Source organism: Providencia sp. PROV061, assembly GCF_011045655.1.
Taxonomy (GTDB): Bacteria; Pseudomonadota; Gammaproteobacteria; order Enterobacterales; family Enterobacteriaceae; genus Providencia; species Providencia hangzhouensis.
In genome coordinates this window covers 3,210,879-3,226,348 of record NZ_CP042861.1, presented here as the reverse complement: position 1 = coordinate 3,226,348, position 15,470 = coordinate 3,210,879, and the positions used below count along the sequence as shown (strand labels likewise).

Genomic DNA, 15,470 nt, shown 5'->3' with positions numbered 1-15,470 from the left:
ATAAACCATTCGACAGGAATAAATGACATGAACATTGTAGCGAAAAACGAATTGACTTTCCAGAGCGTATCAATGGCTGTAGTTAATATTGGTGGTTCTGTCTGGTTGTCATCAAGCGATTTAGCAAAAGCACTTGGATATAAAAGCCAGAAATCAATTACCAATTTATACAATTCGAATGCTGACGAGTTTTCACCACAAATGACTCAGGTCATTGATTCAGTGACCTCAGGAAATTATAAGAAAAAACAAAGGGTTTTCTCTTTACGTGGTGCGCATCTAATCGCAATGTTTGCAAGAACATCAGTAGCAAAACTATTTAGAAAATGGGTGTTGGATATTCTAGATAAGGAGGTTGAAAAGGTTGAATTAGTTAAACCAGTAACACAAAGAGAAAAGGACGCGCATAACATTAATGCTTTAGCTAAACATTATGATGTTTTCTACAAAGCATGGAAAGAGAGTATTTATCCGATGCTGAGAAAGATGGAATCACCTTTAGCTGGTAATTTAGTGGATAGATTTCAAGATGGATATGCGTTTACGATGATTTTAAAACGAGAATTGAATGGACGATTATCAAATGGAGAAGTACCAAGACTGTTCTAAAACAGAAAAGCCAATAGCTGCAACTATTGGCCAATCCCAAACTAAACCAGAAGGAAAAGTTTTCATGAGTGAAATTAGATTAGCAAATAATAATTCGGTTGTCACGCAAAGTCGTTTTACAGTTCCTGAGATCTACTACCGTCAACAAAAGGTGATCACTACAGAATCACTGGCTATTGGTTATGGCGCGGATGCTAAAAGTATTCAGATGAATTTTACACGTAATCAGGAACGCTTCATTGAGGGCAAGCATTATTTCAAGTTGGAAGGCGATGAATTACAGAAGTTTAAGAGCTACCCCACAAATTGTGGGTTAGTTAATAAATTCACAAGACATGCCTACTTATGGACTGAGCGAGGGGCATCACGTCACGCTAAAATGCTGGAGACAGACCAAGCTTGGGATTACTTCGAACTACTGGAAGAAACCTATTTTACATCACGTAAAAATTCTGGCTTGCCTGTTAACTACATTGAGGCGTTGGAAAGTTTACTTCAATCAGAGAAAGAGAAAGCGGTAATTGCGGCTGAGCGTGACCATGCAGTAGAAACAAAGGCATGGATTGGACATAAACGTGAAGCTACAGCAATGGCTACGGCATCAAAGGCAGTGCGTGAAAAGAACGCTTTAGCAGCTAAGATTGGCGAAAGTAAAAAACATGCCACTGTTTTATCTGTAGAGAAGAAGCTAGATAAGAAATTTAAATGGCATCCATTGCGTAAATGGTGCTTAGAAAATAATGTCACGCCAATGGAAGTGCATGACGACAGGTACGGGTCAGTAAAATCATGGCCTGCCGAAGCTTGGAAAGCTGTTCATGATGTTAACTTAGCTAAGTTATTCTAGACCCACATAGCCCAAGGATGGGCTTGTAATCCAGATCACACATTACGCCTCTTGATTGAGGTTTTTTTCGTTTCCCTGATAACATCAATAAATCTTAAGTTAAATTTATGGTGATGGTATGGGGCGTGTTAGAAATATAATTTTCACATCAGTATCAGTAGCAATTTTGAGTTTATCTTTTTCTTTTCCTGCTTCGGCTAAAAACTGCAAAAAAGGAATACCTTGCGGTAATAGCTGTATATCAGCTAATAAGACTTGCCGTATAGGAACGGGATATTCATCAAGCTCAAGTAAATACAAGCCTAGTAACACATCAAGCTCATCAAACCTATATAGCAGTTCTAGCAATGACTCTGATAAGTATAAAAGTAATGCTTCAAAGGCATCTTCTTTAGCCATAGCTGGAGCTTCAACAACAGCAGCTGTAGCTTCATCATCTGACTCAGTCAAATACAGATGCACATATGCTAAAGCTTCAATAAAGAATGGTGTCATGGGAGAAATGAAAGACTTCTCGCTTGCTAATGTAGAGGTTAATGGGGATATCTTTAAAGCTAACAGGCCTGATAAAACAACAATAAAAAGCCCTGAAATGAAAAAGAAAAATGGTAACCTATATATTGAAACTAAAGGTAAAATGGCTTATGTGATGGCTGATACAAGAAATGAATTTGCAGTTTCGGATGGTGATAAACAAGTAACTGAGCAATGGGCCGAGTGCAGAAAGCAATAATTTGCTCCCAATTGCGGCACTAAGAAACTAGACTGATAAAAAACTGAGGTGAGGGTGGTATGGGTTTAAGAATCATTGGAATTTTTATTTTAGCAGTAAGTATTATATTGGGAATTTATGTTAAAGCCACTACAGGAGGTGGATACTTTGATAGATTTAGCCCCATTGAAAGTTCAATGTACATTTCTTTGGCTGCTATTGTTGCTTTAATGGGAGTTATTCTTATTGGATGTGGTTATATAGTTGAAGCAATAGATAGGAACGGCAGCAAATTAAGATACTTACTTAACTCGGATGAAGAAAGTAATTACCTAGAAGAACTTGCAGAGCAGAACGGCGTTAGGCGCGATGGCAAAGTGGACAAGACGAATCACGAAAAAATAAGAGAAATTCTCAAGCGGTAAGCAAAAGATTTTATGCATAGGCCCTGTCAAATTGACGGGGCTTTCTTTTTTCTAGAGGAAAATAATTATGTCAGAAAGCCAATCAGCAGGTGGTATCCACTACGATGTAAGCATGGATATTAAAGAGTTACTTGTCGGTGAGAAGCAAGTTAACAAAGTAATGGACAACGTAGAGAAAAGTACAGATAAAGCCACCGACTCCTTAAATAGACTAGATAAAACAGCATCTCAAGTGGCTACAGCTATGAAGATGCCAGAAATAAATAAGCTATCTCGTGACATGGCTCAATTGTCTGGAAAGATAGGGGCTAACTCAGCGGCAACTGATAAGGCCATGCAGTCGCATAATAGATTTACAGGAGTGCTGAGTACTGTATCTAGTCAATTAGGTGCTGGGTACGTTGGTAATGTAGGTAGTGCTACGGCATCATTAATCAATCACACTAAAGCCGCGATAGAGGCAACTCAGGCCGAGTTAGCAAATGCTGAAGCCAATAAGAAACAAGCTGAAACCTATCAGGCATCAGCGGCACAAATGGTATTAAATGCCAAAGAAGAAAAGGCGGCAGCACAATCGGCAATTGAAGCAGCTAAAGAAAAAGTAGCAGCAGCAGATAGCTTAACTGTTTCATTGGAAAAACAATATGGACAGTTACAGCAACAAGTTAAAATTCAAAGAGAATTATTAAAAGACGCCGAGGCAACATACCAGATAGCACCTAAAGCAGAAAACTATCAAGCCGTGGTTACTGCAAGAAACAAAATGATGGCCACAGAAAAGAAAATGCAAGCCATCGGAAATCAAATCGATAAAGAACAAGCAGCAGCTTCATTAGCCTTACAAAAAGCGAAGGAGGCTGAAATAGCTGCAAGTGCAAAAGTTACAGCAGCTACCGCATTAGAGCAAAAGGCAAAAGCAACATTAACCACAACGAATGAAGCTGTTGCAGCAGCTACGGCAAAGGCAACCGCAGCAACGCAAGCTCAGTCTATAGCTATGAACGGTCTTAATGGAGTAATGGCTTTACTGGGTGGGCCTACTGGCTTGTTATTGTTAGCCGCAGCAGGTGTATATGCTCTTTATGACGCAATGACCAATGATTCAGCAGTAAAAGAGTACAACGCTAAAATAGATGAGATGATTAAGAAGCTTGATACTCTCACCTCTAGGCAGGCTGAAGTTGTCGCATCAGAGTTACAGGCTAGGCTCGTTAAAAATAATCAAGAAATAAGCAAACTTAAAGATCAAATAGCAGAAACAAAAAGGATGCTTGATTTAGCTAGCTCTAGCTCTGCACCTGAAATGAAAGGAGCTGTTGAGGCAGGTCAGGCAATACTAAGAAAGCTTGAGACAAACCTAAATAGCGCCATGGAAGCCCAAATAAGAATGAATGGCGAGCTAAAAAGGGCAGAAAAAGCAACAAAAGAAAACACCAATGTAGATAATGAAAGATCAGCAGCCCTTGAAGTATTTAACAGTGTCGCTAAAGGTGCGGTAAGTTCAAATGCGTTGCTAGCAAAAACGATTGAGTTAGGTTCTCCGGCCGCTGCATCTATGGCAATAGAGCTATCGCTATTAGAAAAACAACTGCTAGATTCAGGAGTTAGTGCTGAAGAGGCAGAACGACAGGTATTGAACTTCCGAAATATATTAGAAGCTAATAAATCAATGGACTTTGAATTAATGCTTCAGGGGATTGAGGAAAATGTCCAAGCTTTAAAAATAGAGATGGAAGAAGGTAAGGACGCAGCAATTGAATATCTTGCGACCGTACAAATGGCTAAGGCTGGCATTAGCGACGATGGCATGCTTGACCGACTTATTTCTGGACTAAGAGAGCAAAGAGATCTCCAAAAACAGATATCGGACAGAGGTAAGAAAGGCAGCGGTGGGGGCAAGAAGGATAAAGCGGCTGAAGAAATCAAGCGCCAACAAACTGAACTAGCATCATTACAAAAACGCTTTGACCTATTAAGTTCTGGTGTTGGTGATGTAAATAAAGAAATGGCTGTATTTGAAGCCGTTCAGAAGCTTGGTGAAAAAGCGACTCAAGGTCAGAAAGATGCTGTAGCAAAGGAAGCTGCTGAAATATACGACCTGACCCAAAAGGTTAATGATTTTACTAGAGCGCAAGAAGCTACTCCAGAATTAAAGCTGGCCCGTGAATTCGGAGAAGAAGCTAAAACTATTCGCCGCATGTTTGATGAAGGATTCATCGATAAAGAAACTTTTACGCGATTAGGCCGAGAGGCAACTCAGGCATTCGAGCAAGGCATGACTGATATTAAGGTCGATGCATCAGTAAACATCACGGCAGAAAACCGCGCCAAGTTTGACCCTATCCAAGCGTTAGCCAATGAAAACGCGCGTAAGCTCACAATGATGAAAGAGTATTACGACCAAGAGCAAAAGCTTCTCAGCGATTCATACGCCAAGCAGCAAATTACCCATGAGCAATTTACAGTAGCTAAGCAAGCTACAGATATGCAATATCACATGCTACTCACAGCAATGGATAAACAATATCAGGAGCAGCAAACAGCGGCACAATGGGAACTAATGCGTAATCAGTCACTGAGTTATGAAATGATGGCTTCAGCGGTTGATTCCTTCGCTGGCAATGCCTCAAACGTTATTACTGGATTAATGACGGGTACTATGTCGGCGGCTGATGCTATGCGCTCACTGGGTAACACCATGCTAAACAGTGTCGTTAACTCGCTTGTTCAAGTTGGAGTTGAGATGCTGAAGAACTTCATTATTGGTCAAACCATGGGGAGCGCTGCCGCTGCTGCTTCCGCTGGTCAAGCTGCACTGGTTGCTACAGCTTGGGCTCCTGCTGCTGCATTGTCATCACTAGCAACATTGGGCGCAAATGCTGCCGCGGCTAACACAGCTATCGCTGGAACTGTCGGTATGGCAAAAGGCTTAGCTGTTGCAGGTGCGAGATACAACGGTGGGCCAGTAAATGCAGGTGAAATGTACCGAGTTGGCGAGCATGGAAAGCCTGAGATATATCGCGCAAGCTCAGGTAAGCAATACATGATACCGGGTGACAATGGGCGAGTTATTTCGAATAAGGACATGCAGGGCAGTGGTAATGAAATCACCTTGAACATTGAGTTCAACGACTACTCCTCAGGTAAGCATCAATTTGAGGCGCAGGCATCACAAAACGGTGACACGTTGACAGTTCAGGCATTCTTAACTGATATGCAAGAAAAGGGACCCATGCACCGTTCAATAACTCAAAACACCACAGCAACTACCAGACTGTAAAGGCTATCCATGGAAATAATCGACTACCCCGAATGGTTCCCGTTACCACAAAAAGCGGATAAGAACATGACGTTTGACACTGGGTTTCGAACGGATCAGCCTCAAGTTGGAGCGCCGATATTCCAGAAGCTAACGGATGACATTAAAGTAGTGTGGTCTCTAAAGTGGATTTTCACGCTTGACCAAGAGAGGGCGTTCCAGCAGTGGTTACGCAGCCCTAACTACCTCGACAATGGCAATCGATGGTTCAGAATGAAGGTGAACATTGGCGGGTCAGGATTGCAGGAGCAGGAACTTCACTTTACTGGCGGCCTGCCAGTTCAGACATCAATAAACGGCAGCATAGTAACTTGGACGGGCTCGGTTATTTGCCGCAAGCTGTTTAATGAAGATGATGAGTTTGGCGATTTAATTGTTGAGATACCTCCGAGAGATTGGGGCCTACTCGATATCGTCGTCACCGAGCGCTTACCACGATGTAAGGGGGGAGAATGAAGTTAAGAGAGTACCGAGCGCAACGACCCATGCGCATATTCTACGAAACTATCCAGTTCTCCCACGATTCATTCGGAAACATTCATTTAGTTAGCTTACAGATAGAGCCTAAGGTATTGGGCGGTGTTGAGTATCAGCCTTGTAACTTTGAACTCGCTGAAAGCCAGCAAAGCAAAACGCCGATTATCGATGCTTCTGTTAAGTTTAGCCGAGTCGCACAGGACTTTAAGCAGCAGCTCAAGTTATGGCGGTCAAACACTCGAATGAAGCCGATTATCGCAACATTTAGGCTATTTGATTCTGCTGATAAAGATAACCCAATAAGCGAATGGTCACTGTACGTGAAAGACTGCTCACTTGATGCCGAGTCGGTCACTGTCACGCTGTCGATGAATAACCCACTAAATAAAAACGTTGGGCGCATTTACACGATGGAAGAATTCACAGGCTTGGAGACTGTTTAATGACGAGAAATGAATTCATAAACAAGATGATAGGTAAGCCGTGGAAGAATCGGGCGTGTACGTTTGAAGCGTGTGATTGTTGGGGCTTGGTGGTCTTGTATTTTAGGTACGTACTAGGTACGGAAATTCATCATGACGCTGGCTACGAATCGGACCATGATTTTGTAACCTGCTATGAGAATGAAGTCGAATTCTGGCAACGTACCGAGCATCCAGTAGATGATGGGATATTCATTGGTTATCGCGGCTCTCAGCCAGCGCATATTGGATTAATTATCGATGGCAATGCATTTCATAGCAGGGGCGAAAACGGGGCTGTAAGAATGGATAGGCTCATTGTGCTTGAGAAGAAATTCACGAAATTGGAGTTTATGAAATATGCCGATAGTTGAGATTCAACGAATAGCGGGAACACCTAAAGAAAGAGTCGATTTAACAGTCGGCTCTTTTTTTTATAGCGATTTTCTAGTGCATCAGCAGTTGCATACCGATGTGGTGATTATCGTTAACGGTCGTGAGTTGCAAGAAGATGACGAGTTAGATTTCGAGATAACACCGACTCACTTTATTCAAGTGTTCGACCAGCCAAAAAGCGTTATCGGCGATATCCTGAATCCAGTGTTTAATCTTGTTACGAAAGTATTCTCGTTTCTTGCACCAAAAACGCCGTCATTTTCTGCGGCTGAGTCGAATGTTAAAGATAGCCCGAACAACAGGCTAACAGGACAAACAAACGTTGCTCGAGCGTATCAGGCAAGACCAGAAATACACGGGCAAGTAAGGGCGTTCCCTGACCTCATTCAGCAGTCAATGTTTGAGTACAACAACAACCTAAAAACCGTTACCGAGTGGCTAAACATCGGCATAGGCGAATATAAAACGGAAAGTATCCGATTTGCCGAATCTGATTTCACGGCAATGGCGGGGGCAAGTTACAAGATATACAAGCCCAAGGAAGTTATCCCACTGATTAACGAAGGGTTTGAATTCCCCGACATCGACGGACAAGAATTGCCGGGCCCCAATGAAAGTAAAGATATCCCGCAGCAAACAGCAACAGCAAACGAGGTTGTGTCTGGTGAGATAAAGGGCGGTGAAGCAGCGATAAAAATCGTTAAGCAAGATGAGTTTGAATACTTCTATGAGCTTACAAAGCCGCGCTCTATTTCAATGACTGTAAATGTGAGCTACGACACGCCGCAGGGCTCTGTAACTAAAGATGTAAAAATCGATGCTCAGTTAGTTGATGCTAAAGAGAGTGACGATGGCTCGTTGATTAACCCTGTTGAGTATTATGAATTCTTCTTTACCAACTTAACCGGTACTGACTTAGCGCAACTTCCACCGAATGCGGTCGTGAACACAACGAAATTCATTCTGTATGACAACCAGTTTTTAACAGTGGGCCCATTCTTTTCTCCTGTTGACGGTGACCAAATGTGGATTCACTTGCAGGCGCAACTTGGCGGGGGTGATAACTGCAATGCAACCGTTGAAATCTGGAAGATAAACACCGATAACGAGGAAATAGCCGGCACTCGTCAAAACTTCAATACTGCGCTAAGTGCCAACAATGGTGCACGAGTTTATTACAAAACCGACAAAGTGACGCTTAACTCAGGTCGCGGGCGTTACGCAGTGCAACTCACTAGACGCAATAACAGCAGTGACCAGAGCATCATGAAAATCGAAAATGCTCACATTGTGCGAGTTCGTGAGAATGTTGTTTTTGAGAATGACACGATAGTTAATGTGTCAGTGAGAGCAACGGAAGCGCCAACAGGAGCGAGAGAGCGGAAATATAACTTGTTGGCCACACGCATGTGTATTTCGTATGACCGAGTATCAAAGCAAGTCGATTACACGCTCAGGCAATCGCGAAGTTTTGCTGATGCCGTATTGCACACTTGGCTAATTACTGCAGGAGAAAGTGAGAAGAATATCGACATTGACGGGCTATATCGAATTAACGATAGCTTGCCTGATGAGAGATTGGGATATTTCGATTACACATTCGACGATGAGGATATTTCCCTTGGTCAGCGCATCGAAACTATCTGTAATTCAGCAAGGGTAACAGCTTATTTCGACAATGCAGTCCTTACATTCTCTCGCGAGCAGTCCAGCGAATTCCCGATGACTACTTTTAACCGTTCAAACATCACAGGTAACGACATGAAGATATCGTATGACATGTCGATGCCGAGCGGTTATGACGGTATTGAGCTTGAATATGTCGAGCCGGTTCGCAACAAGAAAGACTATATCCGCTTTCGAGTTGATGAAAACGGCATTACGGAAGGGCTATCACGCACGCCGAATAAGATAGTTTTACAAGGCTGTAGGAATCGCTACCAAGCAATGGATAGGGCGCTGTTAGAAGCTAACCGACTCATTCACCAACGGACAAGCATCAGTTTAACAACGCTTGCAGACGGTGGGAATGTGTACCCATCAGATATGGTACTGATAGCTGATACTTACGACTCAAACCAACAAGCGGGTTACATCACTGAGCAAAACGGAGAGGTATTCACAACCAGTGAGAAAATTAAATTTGATGAGGAAATGTGGGTATATCTCACTGATTCTATGGGCTACACAACGCAGAAATTCAAAGCAGAGCCAAGGCAAGATACTGAGTTCGGCTTTATCGCAAGTGTACCAGAAGATATCGAACTCAATTTATATGATGGGTATCAGAAGCAATCACCTTCTCGGTATGTGATAGCAACATCAGTTGAACTCGAAAACATCAAATGGGTGATAACCGATAAACGTCCGCTAGGCGGTGAGCGCTACACCATAACCGCAACAGAATATTTCGACGCAAAAGCCGACTACAACGCATAACAGCAATCATTAACCAACAAGGCCATCCATGTGAGGGCTTTTTATTTGGAAGGTATAAAATGGCAGGAACAATCCCAACGAACAATCCAGTGCCTAGCAAAGATATTCGTGATCTAGGCTTTAACTCTGAGAAAATGGATGAAGTTATTAATTCTGATAATACAACGTACATAGATAGAAAAGGACAGTGTCATTTAACAATCAAGGGTCTAGAAGAAGCAGCCGTGTCTGCGGGACCCACCGTTGACGCTGCTGTAAAGGCATTAGAGCAGGCCAACGAAGCAAAGAAAACTTCCGATGCGATTAAAGCCGATACGGAAAATTATATTCGACGCGCTGAAACTGCCGCTGATGCTTCAAGGTCATCCGCTTCGAACAGTCAAGCATCGGCTATCCGATCAGAAAATGCTGCTGTTAAAGCTGAATCCGTTGTGGATGTGGAAGGAACGTATCCCGACATTGCGACAGGGCTAGCTGCAACAGCGGAAGGCAAATATTTTCGTGTGCCACAGGGGGTAGGGAGCGATCTGTCATTCATCTATTACCAGTCAATTAATGGTAAGGCTGTACCTGCCGCGACCGCACTGGGCAATCCTGACATTTTGTCTTTAACCAATGTCGAGGGACGCAGTGCTAAAACACTCTTAAACTGTTCGATTTCAGGCTCAAATCAGCAGAGTAATGTCACCATCAACATTGATAATGGGCTAGCAACAGGGGTCGCCGCGCTGATTGCTGTATCACCACTAGAAACGCTCTATATCGGGATGCTGACAGGGGCTTATGACCGTTTTCGTGTGATTGATTTACCTAATGTCCCCGTGGATGGGATGAAAAGGGAGCCATCACGGTACACCTATAATGGAGGATCAGAAGCCACCCCAGAGGCTTACTCGGTTATTTTTCAGGGTAAGAACTACACATGTATTCCCTACACTACAGCGGCTGATGCCCGTTTTCTGATGCTGTATCAGCGATACGATGCGGATTCACGAGCACCTGTGATTATGTCGAGTTCGCGTGATGCAGGGTTTGAGTTGCTGCCTGAGACCCCTTCATATTCACCGTACAAGATAAACAATGATGTTTCTTTTTCGACAGGAACGGAGTTTATTATTAGTGATGTCGTGCGCGAAAATATGGGGGGCGAGTGTGAGCTGGTTGGTTCTTCTCATTCGGCAGAGGTGATGGAATCGTTGGGTCTGGAATATGATGACGGTTCGTCAGTGGCTGTATTCTCAGATAAACAGTATGGGGATGGGGTCACTCTGTGGGTCAACAGTCTACAGCCGAATAAAACCTACACTTTCATTGCCCGTCAGCTCGACGAAGAATACTCGCGATTCCGTATTGCGTTATTTGATGAGCCGCCACGTCGTCGAAGTGTTGCGACGACTGTAGTGAATGGGCTGACAGCCGGTATAACACGGCAAAAATTTGTAGGCTTAGATGGCAATACATATCTTTATGTCACTTTCACCACATCAAACTCGGAACAGTGGGTTGCATCCAACTTAACTCGGACAGGACAGAATGCGGAATTTGCGATTGTTGAAGGTGAGTTTAAGCAAGGTGTTACGGAACGTTCTGTATCTGATACGGTCAATTTCGGTCAACCCGTTCGCGCTCCGGTGCTTTTTGCCGATACAATTGTATCCGACATGTTTTCGCGTGGTAAAAACTTGTTTGATGGCAACTACATTTACAGTTATGCACCTAATATCGGTCAGTCAGTTGAAGGATATTACAGTACACCACTTAGTATTGTTAGAGATCTTGAGGATGACACGTACAAAGACGTTGTATCCATCACTATTCCTTGCCTCCCTAACACAAAATACGCTGTCAGTCGAAGTGGTGGAACACGCTTTTTCATTGGGACTTCCAAATTCTATCCTAGCGTGAGCGAAAGTGGTGATTTCCCTGGATTAATGCACGTTGTCGTCAATGATAATTCCCTTAACTCCTATGTATTTGAAACGATTGACAGCGACCGCTTTATCACAGTGTATCTCAGCAATGAAGGTGGTGTGAATTGGTGTCAAATCGAACAAAACGACCATGTAACCCCATATGAAACGTACGGATGGAAGTTTTCACAAGCAGCAGAGTTAGTTCAGAGTGCAGCATCGGGAGCGGGGGCAGGGTATATTTCTGCGGGTGTCGGTGACGGTGTATCTGATGATTACGAATCCCTTCAGGCAGTGTTGAATTTCGCGACGGGAGCCATCAGTTTTGACCCAGCGAAGAAGTATTTCATCAGCCAATCATTGAAAGTGAATGCTTCTACGGCTAAGGGGTTGTATGGAAACCGAGCGACGTTTATCGTGGCGGGGGACTTTCCTGCATTCACCATCAAAGGCGGAATGAGCGGCGGCACTGCAAATCCCTCAACAAATGGTGCGATTGCAAGAAGTGAAGGAGGTTTTCACGTTGACGGCATTCGGGCGTACTCCGCTGATTTGGTGAGTGGCGTTGGTGTTGCACTGTCGAACATATTTAAGCCGCGCATCACAAACTGTGACTTTATGTACTTAAAACACGGTATTCAGTTTTCCGGGTTAAACCGTGATGTGATTATCACCAACAATCATGTCTACGCGTGCCATGATTACGGGGTGTATTTCGATAACACCGCTGATATTCATCAACTGAATGTACTGGGTAACATCATCACCTACTGTACAAGAAATATCTTCCTGGATAACGCCGATATCTATAATCTGCAAATCGTCGGAAATGATATCGAATTGGGCACATATCCGACCGATGTTGCCGCTGCTGATAAAGCGGATATCTGGATAACTGCGATGTCATCAATGGTTGAAGATGTTTCTATTCTCGGCAATACATTAGAAGATCACTGGACGAGTAATCGACTTGTGAAAATGGAGGGTTTGTATACGTCAAGTATTCTATCTGTGGTTATCAGTGGTAACTCCAGCGGAAATTCGTTAAAAGGAGAGATAGAGTTAGGTGGAGTATCAGGGGTCTACATCGACGGACAATTCAAAAAGTCTTCGGGTGATACGTTGGTTTTTACTGGGAATGTCGATGGACTCACCATGTCTGTACAGGCCAACAAGCAAAGTGGTCGTGGTGGTCTGGTATCATGTCATGGCGCGCATTCATTATCAAATATCCAGATTTCGGGATGCCAAATGAACGGCTCAGGGGCTTACAATGCAGTTCGTTTGCTGGGAAAACCCACGCTGAAAAATGTCATGATTAGCGGAAATAATCTTCATGATAGGTCAACAGAAACCCCCATCCTTATTGATGCAGCGGTTGCGGATGGTGTACGGGTTGACTTTAATCAGATACGGAACACGGAGAATACCTCAGGGCAAGCCATTTTGATTACAGCAGAGACTCGCACAGATAAAAACAGCGTGCTGTTCAATTCCGCAACGAAAGGTGATTTTACTGCGGAAGGATTTAACGTTAACGGCAATTTTTAATCTTCTTTATTGTACTCATACCCCTGCGGAAAACGCTTACTCAATTCTCGGTAATAAACTAAACGCTCACGAAAGTACTCGCGCAAGTGCTCGGGTTGTTGATTTTCGACTTCGATATCAATAACTGGCTTGCCGAGTCTTTCGCGATATGCGACACCGGAGGCGGCTAAATCGACATTCACTTTGTCTTTATCTTCTTTTGGTAGTTCTGCGAGATTGTGCATGATTGTTTTCTGTTGGGAATTGAGTGAGGGGAGTATAGCATGGAGGGGAAATCACTGTGACAAACTGTGCCGAAATTGTGACACAAAAATGAGAGGAATAGATAAAAATAGACAAAAATAAGCAAATCGCAAAAATGCTGGCTGGCTTGTAGTGCGGCTTTGCTAGCTATAAATCGTTAATCAATATTTGCACATCCTCTGACTCGTAATCGAGCGCAGAAGTGGCTTCATCGAGAATTAAAATGTCTGGTTCGGTGAGTAAAGCGCGCGCAAGTGCAATTCTTTGACGCTGACCACCTGAAAGGTTCAAGCCTTTTTCTGATAAGGGATAATTAAAATTATCAGGCAATGCCATAATAAAGTCATATGCTCCAGCTAATTTTGCTGCGTGAATAACTTGTTCGTGAGTCGCTTGTGGGTGGCTTAAACGGATATTCTCTGCGATAGAACCGACGAATAAAGTGCTTTCTTGTAATACAACGCTCATTTTTCGGCGTAATGACACTGTATCTGCGACAGCTAAATCCATGCCATCAACAATAACTTGCCCATGTTGTGGTACATAAAGTCGTTGTAATAGTTTCGTTAAGGTGCTTTTTCCAGAACCAGAAGGGCCAGTAATCCCAATAAATTCACCAGAATTAACCATTAATGACAAATTATTGATAACTTCAGGCGTATCAGGTTGATAACGAAAGCGGATGTTTTGAAACTCGATTTTTCCGTGAATATTTGAAGTGTTTGCAATCCCTTTACGTTCATTTTCTACAGGCTCATCAAGAATATCTCCCACCCGACGCAATGAAATGATGGTATGTTGGAAATCTTGCCAAACCTGGGCAAATCGCAATACAGGTTGTGTAACATGCGCGCTTAGCATATTAAATGCCACTAATTCGCCAGGAGAAATCCCACCGTTTAATACTTCCTTGACACCAACCCACAAAAGAATTGCGGTAGTTATTTTACTCACAAGTGTCATTAACTGAGAGGCAACTTCACTGCGCATTGATACTTTAAAGCTTTGAGTTAGCTGCTTGCTAAATATTTTTTTCCAGCGTTGATTAAAGTATTTTTCTGTTGCTGTCGTTTTTATGGTTTCAATCCCAGTAATACTTTCGGTGAGAAAAGTGAGACCATTTTCATCGGCTTGGTAAGATTTTTGAGTTTGTTGGCGAATGATTGGGCCTAAAACCATCCATAAAACAAAAAATACCCCCATAGAGCCCAATAAAATCCAAGCCATCAAACTACTATAGGAAAATAAAACCGCGACAAAAAGGATAACAAAGATAAAGTCAATGAATAGCATCAGTGTCGAGCCCGTTAAAAACTGCCTTATATGAGCTAATTCACGGATCCTTGCGATAATTTTCCCTGTTGGCCTTAGCTTAAAATAATTTAAAGGTAAGGCCATTAAATGGCGATAAATTTTTCCTGATAATTCAGCGCTTATCTGGCTACTACTATGGCTAAAAATCTTATTACGAATAAAACCATATATCGGCTCTGCAACAGCAATGGCAAAAATCGCCAATGCAATAACGTGTAAATTTGAGAGACTGCGGCCAACTAACACTTTGTCGATTAAATTTTGAAACAACAGTGGGCTAATTAAGGCGAAAAGCTGAATAATGGCAGAGAGAATAAAAATATTTCGTAATTTAACATGTTGTCGCAAAATAGAGGGAATAAACCAGCTAAAACCAAAGGCCTTTTTTTGCTCCGGTTCTAATTGCTCCTTAATGAGTACTATGTCAAATTCAGCTTGTTGATGCCCAATCGAATTATAAATAGGTTTTCGTTCATCATTAGTCGGGTTAATGAGTACCAATTCATTTTCTTGGCTAATTACTTGCCAGAAACCATCTATATAGATTAAAGCGGGCAAAGGTAGTGTTCTTAATTGCTTATATTGTGCTGCAATAAGCTCGGTTTCATATCCCAATATTTGTGCGCATTCTCTAATTTCCCACTCAGTAGGGGATAAAGTTTGCATACCAATAGCATGTCTTAGTTGGTCAGATGAAACATTGTTTTGATAATATTTAGCCACCCAAACTAAGGCATCCAAACCATGATTATTTAACTGTTCCATCG

General features: G+C 42.7%; 13 protein-coding genes. 10 read left to right on the top strand and 3 right to left on the bottom strand.

The window, feature by feature from the left end:
- The first annotated feature begins 27 nt into the window (after window positions 1-27).
- Complete coding sequence (locus FVA72_RS14715; protein ID WP_166685861.1) at window positions 28-609, top strand: BRO-N domain-containing protein; 582 nt, start codon at window positions 28-30, stop codon at window positions 607-609.
- Window positions 569-1,456, top strand: a complete 888-nt coding sequence (locus FVA72_RS14710; RefSeq protein ID WP_240705008.1) for an ORF6N domain-containing protein — start codon at window positions 569-571, stop codon at window positions 1,454-1,456. Before FVA72_RS14715 ends, FVA72_RS14710 begins: the two co-directional genes overlap by 41 nt.
- A 105-nt stretch (window positions 1,457-1,561) precedes the next feature.
- Here the strand turns inward: FVA72_RS14710 and FVA72_RS14705 are convergent, their stop codons facing one another.
- Window positions 1,562-1,951, bottom strand: a complete 390-nt coding sequence (locus FVA72_RS14705) for a hypothetical protein (RefSeq protein WP_165119746.1) — start codon at window positions 1,949-1,951, stop codon at window positions 1,562-1,564.
- Between FVA72_RS14705 and FVA72_RS14700 the strand changes: the two genes are divergently transcribed.
- The 8 genes from FVA72_RS14700 (at window position 1,950) to FVA72_RS14665 (ending at window position 13,146) form a co-directional block, all read left to right on the top strand.
- Window positions 1,950-2,189 (top strand): hypothetical protein, encoded by a 240-nt coding sequence (locus FVA72_RS14700; protein ID WP_165119744.1) that lies wholly within the window; start codon window positions 1,950-1,952, stop codon window positions 2,187-2,189. The two genes, FVA72_RS14705 and FVA72_RS14700, sit on opposite strands and share 2 nt — an antisense overlap.
- A 59-nt stretch (window positions 2,190-2,248) precedes the next feature.
- Window positions 2,249-2,593 carry a hypothetical protein gene (locus FVA72_RS14695; protein WP_137019150.1) on the top strand — a complete coding sequence of 115 codons (345 nt, stop codon included), beginning with the start codon at window positions 2,249-2,251 and terminating at the stop codon, window positions 2,591-2,593.
- Between the two features lie 67 nt (window positions 2,594-2,660).
- Complete coding sequence (locus tag FVA72_RS14690; protein ID WP_137019148.1) at window positions 2,661-5,873, top strand: tape measure protein; 3,213 nt, start codon at window positions 2,661-2,663, stop codon at window positions 5,871-5,873.
- Between the two features lie 9 nt (window positions 5,874-5,882).
- A complete protein-coding gene (locus FVA72_RS14685; RefSeq protein ID WP_137019146.1) occupies window positions 5,883-6,368 on the top strand; it encodes a hypothetical protein in 486 nt (161 codons plus the stop codon).
- Window positions 6,365-6,832 (top strand): DUF1833 family protein, encoded by a 468-nt coding sequence (locus FVA72_RS14680; RefSeq protein ID WP_137019144.1) that lies wholly within the window; start codon window positions 6,365-6,367, stop codon window positions 6,830-6,832. Before FVA72_RS14685 ends, FVA72_RS14680 begins: the two co-directional genes overlap by 4 nt.
- Window positions 6,832-7,224 (top strand): NlpC/P60 family protein, encoded by a 393-nt coding sequence (locus tag FVA72_RS14675; protein ID WP_136135588.1) that lies wholly within the window; start codon window positions 6,832-6,834, stop codon window positions 7,222-7,224. Before FVA72_RS14680 ends, FVA72_RS14675 begins: the two co-directional genes overlap by 1 nt.
- A 619-nt stretch (window positions 7,225-7,843) precedes the next feature.
- The gene (locus FVA72_RS14670) at window positions 7,844-9,685 is read left to right on the top strand and encodes a host specificity factor TipJ family phage tail protein (RefSeq protein WP_243154712.1); all 1,842 of its coding nucleotides are present in this window, start codon (window positions 7,844-7,846) and stop codon (window positions 9,683-9,685) included.
- A gap of 59 nt (window positions 9,686-9,744) precedes the next feature.
- The gene (locus FVA72_RS14665) at window positions 9,745-13,146 is read left to right on the top strand and encodes a right-handed parallel beta-helix repeat-containing protein (protein WP_137019140.1); all 3,402 of its coding nucleotides are present in this window, start codon (window positions 9,745-9,747) and stop codon (window positions 13,144-13,146) included.
- Here FVA72_RS14665 and FVA72_RS14660 read toward each other — a convergent pair.
- Together FVA72_RS14660 and FVA72_RS14655 are read right to left on the bottom strand one after the other, a co-directional pair.
- A complete protein-coding gene (locus tag FVA72_RS14660) occupies window positions 13,143-13,373 on the bottom strand; it encodes a DNA polymerase III subunit theta (protein WP_137019138.1) in 231 nt (76 codons plus the stop codon). The two genes, FVA72_RS14665 and FVA72_RS14660, sit on opposite strands and share 4 nt — an antisense overlap.
- Window positions 13,374-13,536: 163 nt before the next feature.
- Window positions 13,537-15,468, bottom strand: coding sequence for a type I secretion system permease/ATPase (locus FVA72_RS14655; protein ID WP_137019136.1), 1,932 nt, complete (start codon window positions 15,466-15,468; stop codon window positions 13,537-13,539).
- Between the last annotated feature and the right edge of the window lie 2 nt (window positions 15,469-15,470).